20 protein-coding genes are annotated in these 19462 nt (G+C 43.1%); 15 read left to right on the top strand and 5 right to left on the bottom strand.

Going from position 1 to position 19462, the window contains the following annotated elements; translation table 11 throughout:
* Genes ACDZ28_RS28620 through ACDZ28_RS28595 form a run of 6 tightly spaced genes read left to right on the top strand, consistent with a single transcriptional unit; the run spans position 1 to position 6511 of the window.
* Positions 1-1002, top strand: a complete 1002-nt coding sequence (locus tag ACDZ28_RS28620) for an ABC transporter ATP-binding protein (protein WP_339287351.1) — start codon at positions 1-3, stop codon at positions 1000-1002.
* Entirely contained in the window at positions 999-1991 is a 993-nt protein-coding gene (locus ACDZ28_RS28615; RefSeq protein WP_042129325.1) for an ABC transporter ATP-binding protein, read from the top strand. The genes ACDZ28_RS28620 and ACDZ28_RS28615 overlap by 4 nt, the downstream gene beginning before the upstream one ends.
* Positions 1992-2032: 41 nt before the next feature.
* Entirely contained in the window at positions 2033-3487 is a 1455-nt protein-coding gene (locus ACDZ28_RS28610; protein ID WP_042129323.1) for a M17 family metallopeptidase, read from the top strand.
* Positions 3488-3511: 24 nt separating this feature from the next.
* Positions 3512-4204 (top strand): copper homeostasis protein CutC, encoded by a 693-nt coding sequence (locus ACDZ28_RS28605; RefSeq protein WP_076120742.1) that lies wholly within the window; start codon positions 3512-3514, stop codon positions 4202-4204.
* Positions 4205-4231: 27 nt separating this feature from the next.
* Positions 4232-5182, top strand: a complete 951-nt coding sequence (locus ACDZ28_RS28600; RefSeq protein WP_375103408.1) for an ROK family protein — start codon at positions 4232-4234, stop codon at positions 5180-5182.
* Positions 5183-5233: 51 nt separating this feature from the next.
* Entirely contained in the window at positions 5234-6511 is a 1278-nt protein-coding gene (locus ACDZ28_RS28595; RefSeq protein WP_375103407.1) for an alpha-L-fucosidase, read from the top strand.
* Positions 6512-6697: 186 nt separating this feature from the next.
* On the opposite strand, the gene ACDZ28_RS28590 is transcribed toward ACDZ28_RS28595, so the two are convergent.
* Complete coding sequence (locus tag ACDZ28_RS28590) at positions 6698-7693, bottom strand: hypothetical protein (RefSeq protein WP_042129316.1); 996 nt, start codon at positions 7691-7693, stop codon at positions 6698-6700.
* Positions 7680-8027: a PadR family transcriptional regulator gene (locus ACDZ28_RS28585; protein WP_042129314.1), complete on the bottom strand. Its 348-nt coding sequence runs from the start codon at positions 8025-8027 to the stop codon at positions 7680-7682. The genes ACDZ28_RS28590 and ACDZ28_RS28585 overlap by 14 nt, the downstream gene beginning before the upstream one ends.
* Positions 8028-8238: 211 nt before the next feature.
* On the opposite strand from ACDZ28_RS28585, the gene ACDZ28_RS28580 reads away from it, so the two are divergent.
* The 7 genes from ACDZ28_RS28580 to ACDZ28_RS28550 all read left to right on the top strand — a co-directional run bounded on the left by ACDZ28_RS28580 (position 8239) and on the right by ACDZ28_RS28550 (position 13959).
* A complete protein-coding gene (locus ACDZ28_RS28580; protein ID WP_042129312.1) occupies positions 8239-9147 on the top strand; it encodes an aminoglycoside phosphotransferase family protein in 909 nt (302 codons plus the stop codon).
* 96 nt (positions 9148-9243) lie between these two features.
* Positions 9244-9711 (top strand): MarR family winged helix-turn-helix transcriptional regulator, encoded by a 468-nt coding sequence (locus ACDZ28_RS28575; RefSeq protein ID WP_375103406.1) that lies wholly within the window; start codon positions 9244-9246, stop codon positions 9709-9711.
* 96 nt (positions 9712-9807) lie between these two features.
* Complete coding sequence (locus ACDZ28_RS28570; protein WP_375103405.1) at positions 9808-10779, top strand: ring-cleaving dioxygenase; 972 nt, start codon at positions 9808-9810, stop codon at positions 10777-10779.
* Between the two features lie 32 nt (positions 10780-10811).
* Positions 10812-11873: an LLM class flavin-dependent oxidoreductase gene (locus ACDZ28_RS28565; RefSeq protein ID WP_375103404.1), complete on the top strand. Its 1062-nt coding sequence runs from the start codon at positions 10812-10814 to the stop codon at positions 11871-11873.
* Positions 11874-11888: 15 nt separating this feature from the next.
* Positions 11889-12455 carry an NADPH-dependent FMN reductase gene (locus ACDZ28_RS28560; RefSeq protein WP_375105431.1) on the top strand — a complete coding sequence of 189 codons (567 nt, stop codon included), beginning with the start codon at positions 11889-11891 and terminating at the stop codon, positions 12453-12455.
* Positions 12456-12705: 250 nt separating this feature from the next.
* Entirely contained in the window at positions 12706-13800 is a 1095-nt protein-coding gene (locus tag ACDZ28_RS28555; RefSeq protein WP_375103403.1) for a winged helix DNA-binding domain-containing protein, read from the top strand.
* Between the two features lie 24 nt (positions 13801-13824).
* The gene (locus tag ACDZ28_RS28550; protein ID WP_283936266.1) at positions 13825-13959 is read left to right on the top strand and encodes a hypothetical protein; all 135 of its coding nucleotides are present in this window, start codon (positions 13825-13827) and stop codon (positions 13957-13959) included.
* A gap of 64 nt (positions 13960-14023) precedes the next feature.
* On the opposite strand, the gene ACDZ28_RS28545 is transcribed toward ACDZ28_RS28550, so the two are convergent.
* A complete protein-coding gene (locus tag ACDZ28_RS28545) occupies positions 14024-15949 on the bottom strand; it encodes an FAD-dependent oxidoreductase (protein WP_375103402.1) in 1926 nt (641 codons plus the stop codon).
* Between the two features lie 176 nt (positions 15950-16125).
* Between ACDZ28_RS28545 and ACDZ28_RS28540 the strand changes: the two genes are divergently transcribed.
* Both ACDZ28_RS28540 and ACDZ28_RS28535 read left to right on the top strand, forming a co-directional pair.
* Positions 16126-16659, top strand: a complete 534-nt coding sequence (locus tag ACDZ28_RS28540; protein ID WP_375103401.1) for a PadR family transcriptional regulator — start codon at positions 16126-16128, stop codon at positions 16657-16659.
* An 86-nt stretch (positions 16660-16745) separates the two neighbouring features.
* Positions 16746-17276, top strand: coding sequence for a hypothetical protein (locus ACDZ28_RS28535; protein ID WP_375103400.1), 531 nt, complete (start codon positions 16746-16748; stop codon positions 17274-17276).
* Positions 17277-17379: 103 nt separating this feature from the next.
* On the opposite strand, the gene ACDZ28_RS28530 is transcribed toward ACDZ28_RS28535, so the two are convergent.
* Both ACDZ28_RS28530 and ACDZ28_RS28525 read right to left on the bottom strand, forming a co-directional pair.
* Positions 17380-18645 (bottom strand): alkaline phosphatase, encoded by a 1266-nt coding sequence (locus ACDZ28_RS28530; protein WP_375103399.1) that lies wholly within the window; start codon positions 18643-18645, stop codon positions 17380-17382.
* A 122-nt stretch (positions 18646-18767) separates the two neighbouring features.
* The gene (locus ACDZ28_RS28525; RefSeq protein WP_339287344.1) at positions 18768-19376 is read right to left on the bottom strand and encodes an isoprenylcysteine carboxylmethyltransferase family protein; all 609 of its coding nucleotides are present in this window, start codon (positions 19374-19376) and stop codon (positions 18768-18770) included.
* Positions 19377-19462 lie beyond the last annotated feature (86 nt).

The following is a 19462-nucleotide window of genomic DNA, read 5'->3' as shown; positions in this document are numbered from 1 at the left end:
ATGACTCAAAATTTGCTGGAAGTACAAGGGCTGAAAACGGAGTTCAAACGCGGCGATGGAAGTATAACGGCCGTTGCAGGTGTTGACTTTGTGATTAAGAAAGGTGAAGTGCTGGGTCTAGTTGGAGAATCCGGCTGTGGCAAAAGTGTAACCTCACTGTCCATTATGCGGCTGCTTAAGGATACGCCAGGTAGAATCTCCGGTGGCTCTGTTCGCTTTGAGGGGACTGATCTGACGAAAGTAACGGATAAAGAGATGCGTCAGATCCGTGGAAATGATATGGCGATGATTTTTCAGGAGCCGATGACTTCGCTTAATCCTGTGCTAAAGATTGGTTTGCAATTGATGGAGCCGATCATGCTGCATTTGGGCTATGGCCGGAAGAAAGCTCGTGAGCATGCCATTCATATGTTGCGTCTTGTGGGTATCCCACGTGCGGAAGAATTGGTGGATGATTATCCGCATCAGCTCTCTGGTGGTATGAGGCAGCGTGTCATGATTGCGATGGCGATGTCTTGTCACCCGAAGCTGCTGATTGCAGATGAACCGACAACGGCGCTGGATGTAACGATTCAAGCACAGATCCTTGATCTAATGAAGCATCTGAAAGAAGAACAGGATATGGGAATGCTGCTCATTACCCATGACCTTGGGGTAGTAGCCGAACTATGCGACCGTGTAGTTGTTATGTATGCTGGTCGTGTAGTAGAAGAAGCTTCCGTACAAGAACTCTTTGCAAGACCGCAGCATCCATATACGAAGGGATTAATTCAATCCGTTCCGAAGCTGCGCCAGAATGTACGCCGTTTGGACTCTATTAAAGGAAATGTACCTGACCTTTCACAAATGCCAGCAGGTTGTAAATTTGCCCCACGCTGCGAGTTTGTCACAGAGCGTTGTCTCACGCAGGAGCCTGAGTTACTTCCGATTGAGGGACTTGAGCGAAAGAGTCGTTGTTGGCTTACACAGCAGGAGAACATGGAAGGAGGGGAACGTTTGTGAAGGAGACTCCACTAATTGAAGTTAAAAGCCTGAAGAAGTTTTTTTCAGTGAAGAAGGGCTTTTTCGGAACTACAAGATATTTGCACGCAGTTGATGGGATCTCATTCGCTATACGTAAAGGAGAAACGTTCAGCCTTGTGGGTGAGAGTGGCTGTGGTAAATCCACTACAGGTAGACTTGTGACTCGCTTGCTGGAACCAAATGACGGTGAAGTGTGGTTTAAGGGTCAAAATATTAGCCATATTTCAGACAATCAAATGCGGCCTATTCGTAAAGATATGCAGATGGTGTTCCAAGATCCCTATGCTTCACTTAATCCACGGATGAAGGTGAAGGATCTTGTCGCTGAACCGCTGCTCATTCATACAAAGCTATCCTCCAAAGAACGGGATAAACTAGCATGTGAGCTGCTAGAGACAGTAGGACTGAACAGTTTCCATGCCGAGCGCTTCGCTTTTGAATTCAGCGGTGGACAGCGCCAACGGATTGGAATCGCCCGAGCATTGTCTGTTCGACCAAGCTTAATCGTGGCGGATGAGCCCGTGTCTGCACTGGATGTATCGATTCAGTCACAAGTGCTGAATCTATTGCAGGATCTGCAGGAAGAGTATGGTCTGACCTATTTATTCATTTCTCATGATCTAAGTGTTGTTGAACATATCAGTGATCGAATCGGTGTCATGTATCTTGGTTCCCTCGTAGAGACGGCGGATAAAGATACTTTGTATGATCGTCCAATGCATCCTTACACGCAAGCGTTGCTATCTTCTGTACCTGTACCCGATCCTACCTTAAAGAAGGAACGCATTATTCTGAAGGGAGATCTCCCAAGTCCGGTTGATCCACCGTCGGGATGCCGTTTTCATACAAGATGTCCTTCCTGTATGGAAATCTGTAAGCAGCATGTACCAATATTCCGAGAAGTTGAACCAGGTCATGAGGTTGCGTGCCATTTATTTGATGAAGAAATGCTGAAATTAGAGCGATAACGGAAATTGTGAGATAACTTTACGGAAAAGAAGGGACAGCGATGAATATCTTATTCGATTCCGCTAACGTGGCGGATACTATTGTCTATTTAGCTTATGACGAGGAGTCATTTCCTTTTAAACTGGGAGCGGCTCACAAACAGTGCAGCAGTGTGACTTGGTTACATGCCCGCACTGAGGAAGAGTCTGACGTATTAGCGGTAGGCATGGGAAAGCGCAAGGATATTACGCTTGAGAAGATTCGCCGAGCAGGAGGAGCTGCTGCTCGTTCTATCTTGAAAGAAAGACGCAGCAGTGCTTCACTAGTGAGATTAGCCTCTGAGGCTGTAAATAGGAACAGTGATATTTCTGCTGCTGATGAATTACAAGCTTGGATGGAAGGCTGGATTCTCGGGTTGTACCGTTTCCAAACTTATCGCGGAACGACCAAGGTTGAAGGCTCTGTTGATTTACAGCTTCAATCCTTAGATTGGCCTGAACTGTCTTCTGTTGAAATAGAAGCTGTACGGGTTTCTGCACAGATACGTGCTGAAGGAGCAATCGTTGCTCGTGATCTTGTGAATGAAGTGCCCGGGACACTAAACCCTGATCGTTTCGCGGAATGGATGGCTGAATTTTTTGACCGTGATGATGCTGCATTAAAAGTTCATATCTATCGAGGGCAGGAGCTTGTGGATCTTCAGATGAATGGACTGATCTCTGTTGGAGCAGGGAGCAAGCATTCTCCAGCTCTGGTTGAAATTCGTTACGAGAGCAACCCTGAATTACCGATGTTAGCACTGGTAGGTAAAGGTGTAACCTTTGACTTAGGTGGCATGAACGTGAAGACAGCCAGTGATATTAGCGATGCACGCATGGATATGGGCGGTGCGGCTGCTGTAATTGGGGCTATGGATATTTTGATACGGAAGCGTGCCAATGTAAATGTGACTGCACTTATTCCGGTTGTTGATAATGTGCCGGATGCTGAGGCGATGTTGCCTTCATCTGTTATCCGCTACCCTAACGGGTTAACCGTTCAGGTTGCAAATACAGATGGTGAGGGTCGACTTATCATAGCGGATGCGCTTATTCATGCCGCGAATATCGGAGCGAACCAAGCGATCGATATCGCTACCCTAACTGGAAATGTCGGTGCGGCGCTGGGATTAGGTATCGCAGGTATATGGGGCGATGCTGATATAACGCAGAGCCTGGTAGAGATTGGTGAGCGAAATGGGGAACGCTTGTGGCCCATGCCGCTAATGGATGAATATGAAGCAGATTTGCGGAGTAATTACGCTGATCTGCGCAATGTTAGTACGTCCCCATTTGCAGGTGCGATAACAGCAGCCCTATTTATTCGGCGCTTTGTAGCAGAGTCGATGAGCTGGGTTCATATTGATATGGCAGGGACGGTACAGTACAAGCAGGATGTGGGGTATTCAGAAGCTGGAGCGACGGGATATGGTGCACGCCTGCTCGCCGATTATGTCATGAAGCAAATACATCAATAACAACTGGAAGAGTGGGGGGAAGTTATGAGATTGGAAGTCATCGCTACTTGTATGGATGATGCTCTGACGGCTGAGGCGAATGGGGCAGATCGCCTTGAGCTCATTACTGCTATTACAGAAGGTGGATTAACACCGGGAATAGGATTGGTGGAGCAAGTAGTCAAATCGGTTCGTATTCCTGTCTTTGTTATGGTCCGTCCACACAGTAGATCATTTAACTATTCCAAGTATGATATTTTGACTATGGCCTCAGAAATCAGACAGATTGCAGCCAGCGGTGCGTCGGGTGTTGTTCTCGGCGCACTAACAGCGGAAGGAACGATCGATGAGCGAGCGCTTGAAACATTATTGCCGTTGACAGATGGCTTACAAGTAACCTTCCATCGTGCTTTTGATGAGCTGGGGGATCAAATTGCAGGTTATCGAACGCTTTGTAATTATCCGCAAATCACACGTATTCTTACCTCTGCTGGACCTGGTCCAGCACCTGATGCCATTCCCGCTATGCGTAGGCTAGTAGAGGAATCTAGAGGTAGTTCGATTAATATATTGGCTGGAAGCGGTCTGAAGCCAGAAGGTATTACATCCTTTATTCAACAGACAGGAGTCACGGAAGTACATTTTGGATCGGCTGTTCGTTATGGCAAAGACGCTTTGTCTCCAATCGATCCAGTAGCCCTGCGGGCGTTAGCTGAGAATATTCATTCTAACGGCTAATATTTGATGGTGAAAAGGTGAATGGTTATGCATAAGGTAGATAGTTACGTAGTGGGAATTGATTTAGGTGGGACAAAAATTGCCGCAGCATTATTCGATTCAAAAGGTGTTTTGTTGAATCGAGAGTTGATGGAGACGGCCGGGGCAAGCACTGCGGAAGAGGTAGTACAGCGAATGATCGGAATGATACGTTCCGTATCCGAAGGACGACCGCTAATGGGGGTCGGACTTGCTTCTCCCGGAGCAGTGAACAGCCAGGATGGAATTGTTATTCACGGTACCAATCTTCCTGAATGGGACAATGTTCCACTGAAGCGTTGGATGGAGTCAGAACTTGGTGTTGAAGTGAAAGTGGTAAACGATGCGAATGCTGCAGCTTGGGGTGAGTATGTAAGAGGAGCTGGCAAAGGTTCAAACAACATGGTATATGTTACCTTCAGCACAGGAATTGGAGCTGGCATTGTCATGGATGGTGAGCTATTGCTCGGCACGAACTCATTTGCAGGAGAACTCGGTCATAATATTATTGACCCGAGCGGAACGGAATGTAGCTGTGGAAGATATGGATGCTGGGAAGTATTTGCTTCGGGTACAGCGATTCGGGACATGGCACTGCGGAAGATGGAGAGCAGAACGTCGATGATTACAGAGCTTGCTAGTAGAAGTGGTGAAAAGATTAATTCTCGACACGTCTTCGAAGCGATGGCACTAAAAGATCCGGTAGCTGTCGAGGTGATTGAGCGAACAATTCATTATATGGCGATTGGATTAGCTAACGCGGTACATACGTTTAATCCAGATCGCATTGTAATTGGTGGAGGCGTAAGCAAAGCTGGTGAACTACTGTTTCCGGCGCTGAGAGAGAAAACAGAGGAACTTGTCATGAAGCCGTATAAAGGAACTTATACTATTGAGTCAGCAGGTCTGAGGGATGATGTAGGTCTTATAGGCGCTGCAGCATTATTTCATACCGTCTAGATGATGGTAACTGTTTATCAAAGCTATCGAAAACGGAGGGGCTGAAGAGAGATGGGTACAAGAGAAGAAAGAACGAGATGGTTCTTGCAGGATAGATTCGGCATGTTCATTCATTGGGGATTATATTCAATTCCTGCACGCGGTGAGTGGATACGTGGGAACGAGCGAATGAGTAGAGAGCACTACATGACGTATTTCGATGAATTTGACGCATCTCGATATGACCCGAAGAAGTGGGCCAGCGCAGCCAAAGCAGCGGGGCAGAAGTATGCGGTTCTTACGACCAAGCATCACGACGGATTCTGCTTGTTTGATAGTAAGCTAACAGATTTCAAGGCGACTAACACGCCCGCTGGACGTGATCTTGTACGAGAATATGTAGACGCTTTCCGGGCAGAGGGTATTGCTGTAGGTTTGTACTACTCTATTATTGATTGGCATCATGATGATTACCCTGGATATGGTGATAAAGCGCATCCGGATCGGGACAATGAAGCGGCTAAAGACAAGCCGATTGATTTTGATAAATATTTGGAGTATATGCATGGACAAGTGAAGGAACTGTTGACGAATTACGGCAAAATCGACATCATGTGGTTTGACTTCTCCTACGATAATATGACCGGAGAGAAATGGAAAGCAACGGAGCTAATCCGTATGATTCGCTCTATCCAGCCGGATATTATTATCGACAATCGTTTGGGTGGGAATATCCGCGCGGCCGAGCCAGAAGAATATGCTGGAGATTTCTTCTCTCCAGAGCAAATCATTCCTCCAGGCGGCATCGTTGACGTGAATGGTCAATCAATCCCTTGGGAAGCATGTATTACGCTAAACGATAACTGGGGTTATCATTCCGAAGATAAAAATTATAAATCAACCCAGCAGGTCATTCGCTCGATGGTCGAATGTATCAGTAAGAACGGTAACCTGCTCCTTAACATTGGTCCAGATGCCAAAGGTGAAATGACAAGAGAATCGCTTGTCATCCTTGATGAGGTGGGCGAATGGATGCGTTTGAATGGTGATAGTATTTATGGCTGCGGTAGTTCTTTGCTTGCTAAGCCGGAGTGGGGCCGTTATACGCAAAAAGGGAATAAGTTGTATGCACATGTCTACGATCGTGGAATTGGTCCGATCTATTTCCAAGGCTTGAAGGGGAAGATTAAGAAGGCTAGATTACTACGAGATGGCACAGAATTGAAGGTAGAAGCACCTTGGATGGCTGAAGAATATTCAGATGTTAACGGTGGAGCGTTTATTACATTAAAAGGGGCCAAACTGCCCGACGAAATGGATACGGTTATTGAGCTAGAACTTTTTAATTAATACAGATAGAGTGTCCCAAAAGTCATGAATGGCTGCTGGGGCACTCTATTGTTTTTCGTTAACGGACCTGATAAACCCCAATAACGTTATTTAAGTCCAAAACTATTAGTGGAGGATGATACTGTTAAAAAAGGAGTCTAATCTCTACAATCACCGATCAGTGATATTGCATTAATAAATAAAATATTAAATTCTAGCCTTACGGAAGCCTTCGTATATATTGAGAGCTGCAACTAAAATGAACAAGGAAATTCCACCGCCGACTAGCCCGGTTTTAAATTGATTCGTCGTAATGTTAAATAGATCAGACATATACGTTATGAATTCTTGGTTGAATACATTTGGATTCCGTAGGATGATAGCGAATACAATGATCACAAGGAGCTCGAGAGCTGTAGCACATAATGCCAGTCCCTTTGTCCATTGTTTCTTAATTAATTTATAAATAGCTAATGCTGCTTCAAATCCGATCACTACAAGAACAATAGGCCAATACTGAAGCAATACATCCTGATTAAAAACGGGTGCGACAAAATCAAGTACACCTGTCCCCCCTTTATATACACCGATCAAATGCTCAGCATTAAAATATAAGGTAGCCCATATCGCAATCCAGAAAAAACTACTGAATACTTCAAAATTCTTAATCGCTTTTTTCTTATGAATAGGAGTGATGTCCTTCAAATCATCAGGTGTCCATTTGCTCATTTTTGTTGTGAAGGGGTGTTTCTCTTTTCCGTTATCCGTTCGTTCGATGATAGCAAAAACTATAGTTATCCAAAAAAAGACTTGGATTCCTACCTCAAGGATACTAGCAATACCTTTGCTTATAACAGTCGTAACAATCCCCGCCACTGATTGATCGCCGCTATACCCGATCAAATATTCGGCAGTCATCGCGATTAAAGAAACCACTACAGCAATCGGTATTATCATTTTTAATAAGGTAAGATATAACTCATAATAACGTGGTCCGATGAGATGCATGGGCTGGTCTCGATATTCACTGGCTAATACTGCAGGATTCCCCAACTTAGCAAGTACAGCCTTGACCTCTTGTTCATCAGGATCATCCGGTAACATATCCTCTATGGTTGATCGTAATTCGAGAGCGATATCCTCCCGAGTTTGTTCTGGTAGCCTCCGAGTCACTTCATGGATGTAAATCTCAATCAGCTTCATGGTCATCCTCCCCTTGTAATAGGCCGTAGAGTTCTTTCGAATTCTTAAGCCATTCTTCCTTTAGCTGCAAAAAAATTTCTACACCATAGTCACTTAAGACATAATACTTACGGGGTCTGCTCTCGGATGTGTCCCAGCTACTCGTCACTAGTTCCTGTTTCTCTAATCGGCGAAGCAATGGATACAAGGTGCTTTGATCAATAGCGATGCTGGATTCCTCCAGTAATTGAACGAGCGAGTATCCATACTGTGGTGTTCGTAATTGACTTAAAACAGCTAGTGTTAACGTACCTCTCCTAAGCTCTGTAATTAAGGAGTTTAATAAAGTACTCATTCACCCACCTCATTATATTTCTCATTTAAATACTTGCCGCCATTGTATGGATACTAAAAATGATATTAATGTATGTCATACAGTATATGTTTTATACTATGTATCATACACTATTGTTGCTTCAGTATCAATTGAATTAGAATATTCTTCTAGGAAATAACAAGGAAATTTTACTAATCAATCAAAAAAAGTAAAAGGAGGGTGAAATGAAATGGATTCTTTCTATAAAGACATACCGGAAGCCGCTACATGGGTAAGTGTTGAGCCTGTTCATAAAGGTTGGTCAAAGGATAAGAAATACTACATAAAGACCATTAGTGGCAGCGAACTTTTGCTGAGAACATCAGATATTTCTCAATATGATCAGAAAAAGCGGGAATACGAAGCAATTCTACGGCTGGTTGATCAAGATATTTTGATGTCAAGGCCGCTACAGTTTGGGGTATGCAATGGTGGTCAGAGTGTATATTCCTTATTGACTTGGATTGATGGGGAGGATGCGGAAAAGATTATCCCTACGCTAAGTGTAGAAGAGCAATATCAATTGGGTGTGAAAGCGGGACAATACTTACAATCTATACATCAAATGCCTGCGGGGAAAGATCAAGTGCCGTGGGCTGATTATTATAATCGGAAGATCGATAAATACATTACCAACTATAAAGCATGCGGCATTGTTCTAAAGGGAGAAGATCAAGTCATTCAATTTATAGAGGCGAATCGATACTTACTTGACGGACGCCCTCAAACTTTTCAGCATGGTGACTACCATGTGGGAAACATGATCGTTACGAAGTCGGGTGATTTGGGGATTATTGATTTCAACAGGTTTGATGATGGTGATCCGTGGGAGGAATTTAATCGAATTACATTTTGTGCGATGATAAGTGCAGAGTTCGCTTCGGGTCGTATTCATGGATATTTTAATAACAATGTCCCGGACTTGTTCTTTAAAATGATGGCTTTATATATTGCTAGCAACCAGTTATCAAGCATTTATTGGGCCATTCCATTTGGGAAAGAGGACGTTGCTGATATGCTGAGCAGGGCGGAAAGTGTTCTGAAGTGGTATGATGATTTTCAAACCTATATTCCAAATTGGTATTTGGCAAGCAAGTAGGATTCCTGCTATGCTTGACTCCTTGTCAGTTTACTAGTATACTCATATTAACAAATCAAATCACAAACAAAATAAACAAATGATGGGCGTGACCAAATGAGGAATAATGGATTCACTGAAGATAACCAGTTAAGCTTATTGATCTGGTTACGGCTGGTAAGGATATATGAGAATAGTAACGATCTTTCTAATGAGTTCTTGAAACAATTTGGCTTAACTGTCAATCAGTTCGATACATTGGTACAAATATTAATACATCAACCTGTGACACAGATGGAAATCGCCGAGCATCTAACCATTACTAAAGGCGGAGTATCACATATGTTAGGCCGATTAGAGAAGGAAGAGTTCATTGAACGCAAACAGGATTGGAAAGTGAAGTACATTACTTTAACGGAAAAGGGTCAAACACTTATCGAGAAGGTGTTGCCTTTGCAATCAGACTTCCAAGCTTCGTTATTCGATCCATTGACTGACGAGGAGAAGAAAGTATTTTACAGCATGCTTAAGAAAATTCATCGGCATAGTCAAGATGTGAATCGGCTCCCGCGAGGGGTCCAGTAGTAATGACAAGCTTTATTAATCATAAAGCTTACTTTTTTCTCCGTCAGTATACTAGTAAACTTAAATTCAATACAATTCAACTAGGAGGTTTTTAAAATGAAACAACAATCCATAAACGGACAACATCATGTGTCCATGATTACTAAAGACGCTAAACAAAACTTGTGGTTTTATACAGAGGTACTGGGCCTCAGACTTGTAAAGAAAACAGTCAATCAGGACGATCCTTCCATGTACCATCTATTTTACGGCAATCGCAATGGCGCTCCAGGCACCGAGGTATCTTTCTTTGAAATGCCAAATGCAGGTCGGACTCGCAAAGGGACGAACAGTATTAGTTCTTTCTCCCTTCTTGTTCCTAGTGATGAAGCCTTGTCATATTGGGCTAGTCGATTAGATTCTTTTGAAGTACCTCATGAAGCTATTGTAAGTATAGGGGAGCGCAAGTCGCTTACTTTTTATGATAGGGATGAATTGATGGTCCATCTAGTATCTGCTGAAAAAGATAACGGAATCGAGCTCGTTGAACCGTGGATTACAGAAGATATCCCTCCAAAGTATGCCATCGTGGGGTTAGGACCCGTTGAATTGACTGTACGTGAGGCTAGCCGAACAAAAGCGGTTTTGGAAGATATTTTAGGCTATACACAAGTTCGGACAGTGCCTTCCATGGGTGATTCGAAGGCTATGGTGGATATTTTTGAAACAGATAAGGGTGGTTTGTACACTGAACTTCAGCTCAAAGAAATAAATGACAAAGATCGGGAGAGACCAGGTAGGGGCAGTATTCATCATGTGGCTATTAGAGTGAAGGATGTTGAAGAATTAACCGAATGGGCCGCCAAAATCACTGCTGCAGGGTTTAAAAACACGGGGGTCATTGATCGTTATTACTTCCATTCCTTGTATTTCCGGGATCCGAACCATATTCTCTTTGAGCTTGCTACAGATGGCCCAGGATTTGAGATTGATGAAGCTTTTGATGCACTAGGAGAGAATTTGACCTTACCTTCATTTCTGGAAGAACAACGTGAAGAGATTGAATCGAAGCTTCATCCTATCCGCTAAACCTAATATAGCTATGAAAGGAGGACATTATCATGATGGAACAATATAGAAACGACGAGAGAAAAGGGTTGGAGCTAGGTTTATACACGTTAGGTGATCACACCACAGACGCCTTAACAGGTAAAGCAATTAGTGAACGACAACGGATTCAAGAGATCGTATCTGCTGCCAAATTAGCTGAGGATGCTGGATTAGATGTATTTGGAGTAGGTGAGAGTCATCAACCGAAATTCATTACCTCTGCAGCCTCGGTTGTCCTTGGAGCCATAGCAAATGCTACCGAGCGTATAAAGCTTGTAAGTTCAGCCACTGTGCTAAGCACTGCAGATCCTGTACGTGTATATGAGGACTTCGCAACTTTGGATTTATTATCCGGCGGTAGAGCAGAGATTGTTGCTGGACGCGGATCGCGTCTTGGTGCTTATGAACTCTTTGGTTATGACGTAAGAGATTACGAAGAATTATTCGAAGAGAAAATTGAATTACTTATGAAAATAAATGAGTCTGATCGTATCACGTGGGAAGGGAAATACCGCCCTGCTTTAAATGATATGGAAATCTTCCCTAAACCTTTGAATGGCAAATTGCCAATCTGGCGAGCCGTTGGAGGACCCCCAGCAAGTGCAATTAAAGCAGGAAGAATGGGGATTCCGATGATGCTGACCACCCTTGGCGGCCCGTCATCTGCTTTTAAGGGTTCGGTAGACGCGTATCGTATGGTTGCAGCGCAATCAGGATTTAATCCAGCAGAGCTTCCAGTCAGCACTACTTCATTAATGTATATTGATCCGGACTCACAAAAAGCATTCCGCAATTACTATCCTTATCTCAATCACTTGATGAAAGAGCTTCGCGGATCGAGCTATCCGAAGGAACAATTTGCGGAAGCGATAAGTGTGAGAAATGCACTGCTTGTGGGTAGTCCTCAACAAATTGTAGAGAAGATCCTCTATCAGCATGAGATGTACGGACATAACCGTTTTCTAGCTCAAATTGATGTTGGTGGGTTACCTTATCCTCAAGTGGAACAAATTATTGACTTGTTCGCATCTGAAGTAGCACCAGCCGTAAGACGCGCTACAGCTAAGAAATAAGAAGGAGGGGTTATGTTGAAGATCATTGGGATATCAGGGTCTATTGTTGGATCGAAGACTAGAATCGCTGTACAGCAAGCACTTAATAATATTATAGACAAGCATCCGGATTTCCAAGTAGAACTCATCGATCTAGGCGATTATAAGCTTGAGTTTAGCGATGGACGAAGCTACATGGACTATACAGGTGATACAAAAGTCGTTTTGGAGAAAATGATGGAGGCAGATGCGTATATCATCGGAACCCCTGTTTTTCAAGCTTCGATCCCGGGAACACTTAAGAACTTATTTGATTTACTCCCGGTTAATGGGTTCAAGGATAAAGTTATCGGAATTGTGGTAACAGCCGGTTCTTCCAAACATTATTTAGTAGCAGAACAGCAGTTGAAACCGATTCTTTCTTATATGAGAGCGGTGGTGGTTCCTAAGTATGTTTTTATTGAAGAGAAGCAATATGATCGGAAAAAAATTGTGGATGATGATATTCTTTTTAGACTGAATCGACTAGCTAACGAATTGGTGAATACTACTAAAGCGATGCAGGTTGTGAAGAAAGAAGAAGAAGCAGCGTTTTTCTTTTAAAAATGTGTAATATAAAAGAGCAATTTAACCTTTACGTTGTACTTCGTGCAACAGAATGGATCCGAAAAAAAGCGGATCAGAATTCTGTTGCATTTTTTACAAATAAATGTAGCTTGAAACTCTTTTTAATCTCGTCATTCAATGGAATCAATAGTAATATCGAACATAGGCATGAGGCATGAACTTAACTATTTTGTTAGATAACTGGAAGTATATAATTAAGGGTTCATTTCTGAACAGGAGGAACGATGTGACGAATAACCGTATTGCTAATAGCAGGTTGTATAATCAAATGATTTCAGGGTCTTTACATCACACACCAGAGCAGGTTGTGAAAAAAATGGGAGCTATGCAAGCGCAAGATTATATGCAGGCGGTTTGGGCTATCGGATTACGTTCTCCAGCTTCGAAATTAGCAGATGTTGAGCGTGCAATTGCTGAGCGGAAGATTATTCTTACTTGGACGCTGCGGGGTACGCTTCATTTCGTCCCAGCAGAAGATGTGAAGTGGATGCTTCAGCTATCCGCACCGCGTTTAGCATCACAGACAAAGCGGCGAATGGTGGAGCTCGGACTTGATGATCAAACACTTGAGAGCTGTAGGAAAATTATTGTCGATGCTTTAAAGGGCGGGAAGCAAATGGATCGTTCGGTCCTACTTCAGCTAATAGAAGAGGAAGGTATCCACACTGGGAATCAACGAGGTTATCATATGCTCTGGAATTGCGCCTATCAAGGGTTAATTTGTTTTGGACCGATGAATGGTAAACAGCAAACGATTGTGTTATTAGAGGAGTGGGTGCCGGGTTGCCGAGAGCTATCCTACGAAGGAGCATTGCAAGAACTCGCCTTACGGTATTTTACTGCCCGTGAATTGGCGACCGTTCAAGACTTCGCTTGGTGGGCAGGTATAACTCTTACAGATGCTAGACGTGGGTTAGAATCTGTGAATAATGAACTTCAATCAGAGGATATAAACGGCAGCGAGTATTGGATGACTTCCCATCGACCAGCTCCTGCGGATGAAGATTCTGGAGTTTATTTACTACCGGGTTTTGATGAGTACATCCTTGGATATAAAGACCGGAGCGCTGTACTTGAGCCAGAGACGGCTCCTTTGATTGTCCCTGGAAATAACGGTGTTTTCCTCCCGATGATTGTTGTAGGTGGCCAAGTTGTAGGTACATGGAAACGAACAATTAAGAAAAAAGGGGTTGAGATTGTCATCCATCCTTTTGGAGAGCTTGGGAATGCTAAAGAAGCGGTGTTTAAAGCTGCTGAAAAATATGCTATATTTATTGACCTACCGATACTCAATATAAGTGTGTACTCTCCATTGACATGAGGACAATTGTTCTATGGAGTAAACTTGAGCAAATTCAAATATCGTTCAGGGATGAATATCATGTTCATGAATGAGGACGAGTTAATAAGCTTTATTGATCAAGTGAAGACGAATACATATGCTATAAGGGACCGTCGCATCACAGAAATGAACAATTAATAATGTAACCCGGCGGGCGCGGCCTGCCGGGTTTATTTTACATACATTTATTTGATCATATAAACTAGATTCGTCTAGCTAATTCTGCACCCTCCCAAATCGCATTAAGCGCTCTGCGAGCTTGCACAGCGTCACCAATTACATGATAAGGAATGGAATTTCCCTCCAAGAAGTCCTGGAGGGTTTGCTTGTTGAGGGCACGTGAACCTACTGCAATTACTACATAATCGGCTGGCAAGCTGTGAAGCTCCCCATCTTTTTCAACCAGTACACTATCCTTGTGGATCGCCATACACTTACTGTTAGTCATTAATGTAACGCCATGGCCATAGAGACTTTCCATTACACAGATTTTACGAAGGATTCCCAGATCATTTGCTACATCGGCTTGCATTTCAACAACAGTGATTTGATTTCCACGTTCAACCAGCAGCTCAGCGACTTCAAGACCGACTAATCCCCCTCCAATAATAACGACTCGACCTTCAGGATGGGCTGTTCCCCATAATACATCATGTGAATTCACAACATGACCACTCAGAACGCCTTCTACTGGAGGAATAACAGGGGCGGATCCGATTGCAAGAATGACTTCATCCGGACTAATTTCTTGGATAAGTGCTGGAGTAACCTCTGTATTCATTCGAATTTCCACACCTTCACGTTTAGCGGCTTCTCCCATATTTAGAGCGGCGGCGGCCATTTCTTCTTTACGCGGTGCGGCACCGGCGATATAAAGCTGTCCGCCAAGAATGTCATTCTTTTCGCATAATATCGGAGAATGCCCACGCCGTTTCAAGGTGACTGCTGCTTCTAATCCGGCTGGTCCACCACCGGCAATAAGCACTTTCTTAGGCGTGCTCGTTGGTTGCAATTCATATTCACTTTCCCGTCCGGTTGCAGGATTAAATACACAGCTGATGAAAGGCACTTTCGGATTCACGAATCCATCGAAGCAGCCTTGATCACAGCCCACACATTTAACAATCGTGTCCGCACGTCCAGCTAATGCTTTATTACAGAATTCAGGATCTGCCAATTGAGCGCGGCCTATGGCTACGAAATCAGCTAGTCCTTCGGCAATAATCCGATCCGCAATCGCTGGATCATTAATACGTCCTACAGCGATAACTGGGATGCTAACCACGGATTTAATTTGTGCGGCATTATCTACATTGAAGCCTACGGGTAGATCAATTGGAGGTACTTCATATTTAATAGCTGTGCCTGCTGGAACGCCGCGCGATACATTAATCGCATCAATACCAGCTTCCTCAGCCAGCTTCGAGAAGAGCTTCATATCTTCCAGTGTTAGTCCGCCCGGTAGATCCTCGATCGCTGAGATTCTCATCAAGATAGGGAACCCGGGTCCAACCGCTTCTCGAATGGCACGGATACACGCGAGCGGAAAGCGACAGCGATTCTCCCAAGAACCCCCGTACTCATCCTGACGGAAGTTCATAGCTGGGCTTAGAAATTGTTGCGGCAAATAACCATGACCGGCATGGAATTCCACACTGTCAAAACCAGCTTTTTTCGCACGTGAAGCAGCCTCTGCGTAAGCTTGAACCATCTCGCTAACTTCGTGAAGCTCCAGCTCTCGGGGAATATGAGTGACACCCTCGAAAGGAACAGGAGACGAGGAGACTTGAATCAGGTTAGGAGTTACTTTCCCTCCATGCCATAACTGAAGACAGCTTTTGCCGCCTGCATCACGAATAGCTTGAGCTAATAGGGTCATGCCAGGAATGAATTTATCATCATAAATGGCTGGAGCATCATCAGAAGCAGCCGTTGGGTGAATAGTTGTTACTTCAACTGTATTTAAGCCGTTACCGCCTTTTGCGCGTGCAACATGGTAATCAATCAAGCGTTCGCTGACATAACCACCCGGAGCGTTCATTTTTGTTCCCATGGCAGGTAAAATGACCCGGTTCTTGAGCTCCATATTTCCGATCGTACCTTTGCTGAACAAATGTGCGAATTCCATGAAATAACTTCCTCTCTACACTTAGGTTAAAAAAAACTAGGTTATTTTAACCTATATTATCGAATGGGGTGATAAAAGTATGTGCATAAAATCACGAAGTATTTGGCACAAATGCAGTCCTTGAGGTAAGATAAGAAAATGACCGGAAATGAAGTCCGGTAGTTCGGAGGATGAACATGGATATTGAAGTCTTGATTCTGGCTCAATTAATGAAAGGGTCAAAGCATGGTTATGAGATTAAAAAAAATATTATTTTCGTAATGGGTAACGATAAAATCGTTAATAATAATTCGCTGTATCCGAAGCTGAAATTGTTTGAAAAGCGAGGTTGGGTAATTAAAAAAACGGAAATGCAGGAAAACCGGCCTAAACGGCATGTGTATTCGATCACAGCCGAGGGTGAGGAGCGGTTTCATATCTGCTTGAACGAATTTACGCTGGAGACTATTCGTATTGATAATGAATGGTCTATTCGTCTTGCTTATTATGAGCTACTGGATCAGGAGGCCCGCCGAAGATTACTTGATTACAGAGAGACTTACATGAAAGAGAAGCTGGAACATTTACAACAGCTATCCCTAGTGCTTGGGAACGGTGAAGATTTGGTTTACTCTGAAGAGCTATATTTTTATACCCGTAGTATGGTATTACATGAGCTAGAGTTAATTCATATGCTTTCCCATAAACTTGACTCCTTGGATAAGCATTGATCCGTATGACAGATATCTTACATACACACCTCGATAACATTGTGAATGAATGGTACATTTGATATTGGGATAGAAGGGGGCTTTCCATGAGAAAAGTATACTTATTAACCCTTAGTCTTGTGCTTCTGTTTATTTTCCCAGATTGCGATCGAGAACAGGCCAGCGATACTGTAATTAAGGAAGTAACGGTTACATCTAAAGGGAGAGTAATTCAATCTATCGTGATGCCACTTGACAAGAACACTGATTTAGAAGAAGTTAGTGCATCTTTCCAAAGCCTTACGGCTGACCCGGATGTTTTAATTCCCTATGTGAAGTTTGGAGAAATCATACAAATCGAATTTAGCGATACAGCTCCAGACAGCTACAATTTGACAGAATATATTTTGAGAGATGATGGCACTTTTAAGTATAAAAAAGAAACAGCAGCGCCGGTAAATGTTGAATTAGAGGATAAGACAGCTACTTTTAAGCTCGATTCAAATATGGCGTCTTTTCTTAGTTCAGATAGTAAGGATTATGAAGCAGGGGCAACTATAAGGGGATTTCGACTGACAGGTGAGTGGGTAGACCAGACCAAGGAAATCACGTTTGTTGTTCGGACAGATGCTAAGTAGTTGTGGAGATCATAGAGTGTAAGGGAAAACCCAGGATTGTGGTTCATCAATGAAAAAAGACTAACCAGAAAGTCTGGCTAGTCTTTTTTTCTGTCCGATCTTATTATTTCACTTTAAGGCCCATGGCTTGGGCGACCTTAGTAAATACTTCAGTGTTTTCGTAGATTCCAGTAAACAACTGAGCATTTTTACCCATGGCTGTAATAGGAATATCTACTGCTGTATGACCCGAGGTCGTCCAGTCCACCACAAAATTCTGTTTGGAATTAGCGATGGCAAACGGACCATCCTCTTTAGAAATACCGTCGCCTGACTCATCTTCAGCATCCACAGCTTCAATAGAGAACCCACCTGTTTCATGGTCAGCGAGAACTAAGACAAGGGTATCGGGATTTTTTTTAGCAAAATTTTTGGCGACCTGTACGGATTTATCCAACTCTTGCCCCGCTTTAATTGTCATCTTGGCGTTGTTTTGGTGTGCAAATTCGTCAGTACCTTCTTCTTCAACCATCAGGAAAAATCCATTTTTATTTGCTGCAAGCGTGTCTATCGCTTTTTTCGTCATTTCAGGCAAGGATACAACCGGGTTGTAGATATCTCCTTCACCCTCTGGTTTTTGCTGGAACATTTCCTCATTTGCAAATAACCCGAGAAGCTTGCCGCTTTTCGCCTTTTGCATATCGGTTTTGTTCGTTACGTAGGAGTATCCAAGCTGTTTAGCTTTTTCTACAAGATTCCCTTGCGTTCCTTTGCTCTTCTCTGAAGGATCTTCAGCTGGCTCATCTGCGAACTTACCTGGATTTCCAGCAGGATACCAGAAGTCTTCGCCTCCACCGAGAAGAACGTCAACTTTGCTCTTGGTCAGAAGCTGCAGAGCAATATCACTTTGTTTGGAACGATCTTCAACATGAGCACCGAAGGCAGCGCCTGTAGCGTCTGTAATTTGACTGGTAGTTACAACACCTGTAGATTTTCCTGCTGATTTTGCATATTCCATAATGGTTTGGACGGACTTTTTATCTGCATCCATCCCGATGGCTCCGTTATAAGTCTTGACTCCGCTGGCATAAGCTGTGGCTGAAGCAGCTGAATCTGTAATAGGGACAGTGGAGCTTGTATGAATGAGTCCGGCATATGGCATAGAATCCATCGCTAGATTTCCTTTTTCACCTACTGTAGCTAGGCGGATGGCATTGCGCTGGGCAGTTCCCATCCCGTCTCCGACAAACAGAATCACATTTCGTGTGTTTGATGAAGCTGCATTCGCTTGATTAGGGGCATGCGTAATGACTACGTTGGAAACGAAGAGAGCAGTTGCTGCAGTTGCTACAATGGCCGTCTTAACGCCGTACTTTTTCGGTGATTTCATAATTTCCCTCCTAATGTATGTTTACAACCTCATACTATAGTAATTACATTAAGAGAATGTTTTCGTTACTTGTAAAAAATGTAAAACGCGCTTGAACATTTGATTTTGCAGTAGGTATGGTTTCAAAATAAAATATATCTAGGTGTACGATTACAATATTTAATATATTCAGCTCCGAATACGGACTTTAAGTGCTGTTCTTCCTGAAGTATAAGTAAATGTATGGCGACAATGTTAAGTAGGAATATAATTAGTGTTAATAGATTTGGGTACATAAGATATAATCCCAGAAACATGAGATCAAAACCGACAAATGCGGCGTTTCTGCTAAATTTATATATACCATGCGTGATGAGTTTTGTTACAGTAGTCTTATCTATCCCAACTCTCCATGAAGTGCGCATAGCAATCATTGCTTGAATAAAAATGAAACATCCGAGGGCCGCTACCCCAACCCCGAAAAAGTGAATGACGGGATTATCAAACTGCTCACCGACTAGTGTAACTATGTATGACTCAGCTAAGGAGAACGCAAACCACGTTGCACCCCATACAAAAGTGGTAATCTTAACGAATAGCTCGGTATAATGAATCTTGGCTAGTTTTTTACCTTTTGCTAATACATTTCCTTTAATATGGTTCTTCTTGTATAGGATAACGAGCTTCATAAGGTAAGAAATAAGGAAAATGCAAAAAAGAATGAGAGATAGGATATTTTTTAGATTATTCAATGTATTTCCTCCTCACTAATACATATGAATGATTGCTCATATGTTTATCTATATCTTATTTCTTCATGCTGTGCGTGTCAACCCAA

The sequence above is a fragment of the Paenibacillus sp. RS8 genome (genome assembly GCF_041956825.1).
Lineage (GTDB): Bacteria > Bacillota > Bacilli > Paenibacillales > Paenibacillaceae > Paenibacillus_AQ.
This window is presented reverse-complemented; position numbering and strand designations above follow the sequence as displayed.

Coding starts and splice junctions, on each gene's coding strand:
- ACDZ28_RS28620 (WP_339287351.1), top strand. CDS start 1: ATGACTCAAAATTTGCTGGAAGTACAAGGGCTGAAAACGGAGTTCAAA.
- ACDZ28_RS28610 (WP_042129323.1), top strand. CDS start 2,033: ATGAATATCTTATTCGATTCCGCTAACGTGGCGGATACTATTGTCTAT.
- ACDZ28_RS28605 (WP_076120742.1), top strand. CDS start 3,512: ATGAGATTGGAAGTCATCGCTACTTGTATGGATGATGCTCTGACGGCT.
- ACDZ28_RS28600 (WP_375103408.1), top strand. CDS start 4,232: ATGCATAAGGTAGATAGTTACGTAGTGGGAATTGATTTAGGTGGGACA.
- ACDZ28_RS28595 (WP_375103407.1), top strand. CDS start 5,234: ATGGGTACAAGAGAAGAAAGAACGAGATGGTTCTTGCAGGATAGATTC.
- ACDZ28_RS28590 (WP_042129316.1), bottom strand. CDS start 7,693: ATGAAGCTGATTGAGATTTACATCCATGAAGTGACTCGGAGGCTACCA.
- ACDZ28_RS28585 (WP_042129314.1), bottom strand. CDS start 8,027: ATGAGTACTTTATTAAACTCCTTAATTACAGAGCTTAGGAGAGGTACG.
- ACDZ28_RS28580 (WP_042129312.1), top strand. CDS start 8,239: ATGGATTCTTTCTATAAAGACATACCGGAAGCCGCTACATGGGTAAGT.
- ACDZ28_RS28575 (WP_375103406.1), top strand. CDS start 9,244: ATGAGGAATAATGGATTCACTGAAGATAACCAGTTAAGCTTATTGATC.
- ACDZ28_RS28570 (WP_375103405.1), top strand. CDS start 9,808: ATGAAACAACAATCCATAAACGGACAACATCATGTGTCCATGATTACT.
- ACDZ28_RS28565 (WP_375103404.1), top strand. CDS start 10,812: ATGATGGAACAATATAGAAACGACGAGAGAAAAGGGTTGGAGCTAGGT.
- ACDZ28_RS28545 (WP_375103402.1), bottom strand. CDS start 15,949: ATGGAATTCGCACATTTGTTCAGCAAAGGTACGATCGGAAATATGGAG.
- ACDZ28_RS28540 (WP_375103401.1), top strand. CDS start 16,126: ATGGATATTGAAGTCTTGATTCTGGCTCAATTAATGAAAGGGTCAAAG.
- ACDZ28_RS28535 (WP_375103400.1), top strand. CDS start 16,746: ATGAGAAAAGTATACTTATTAACCCTTAGTCTTGTGCTTCTGTTTATT.
- ACDZ28_RS28530 (WP_375103399.1), bottom strand. CDS start 18,645: ATGAAATCACCGAAAAAGTACGGCGTTAAGACGGCCATTGTAGCAACT.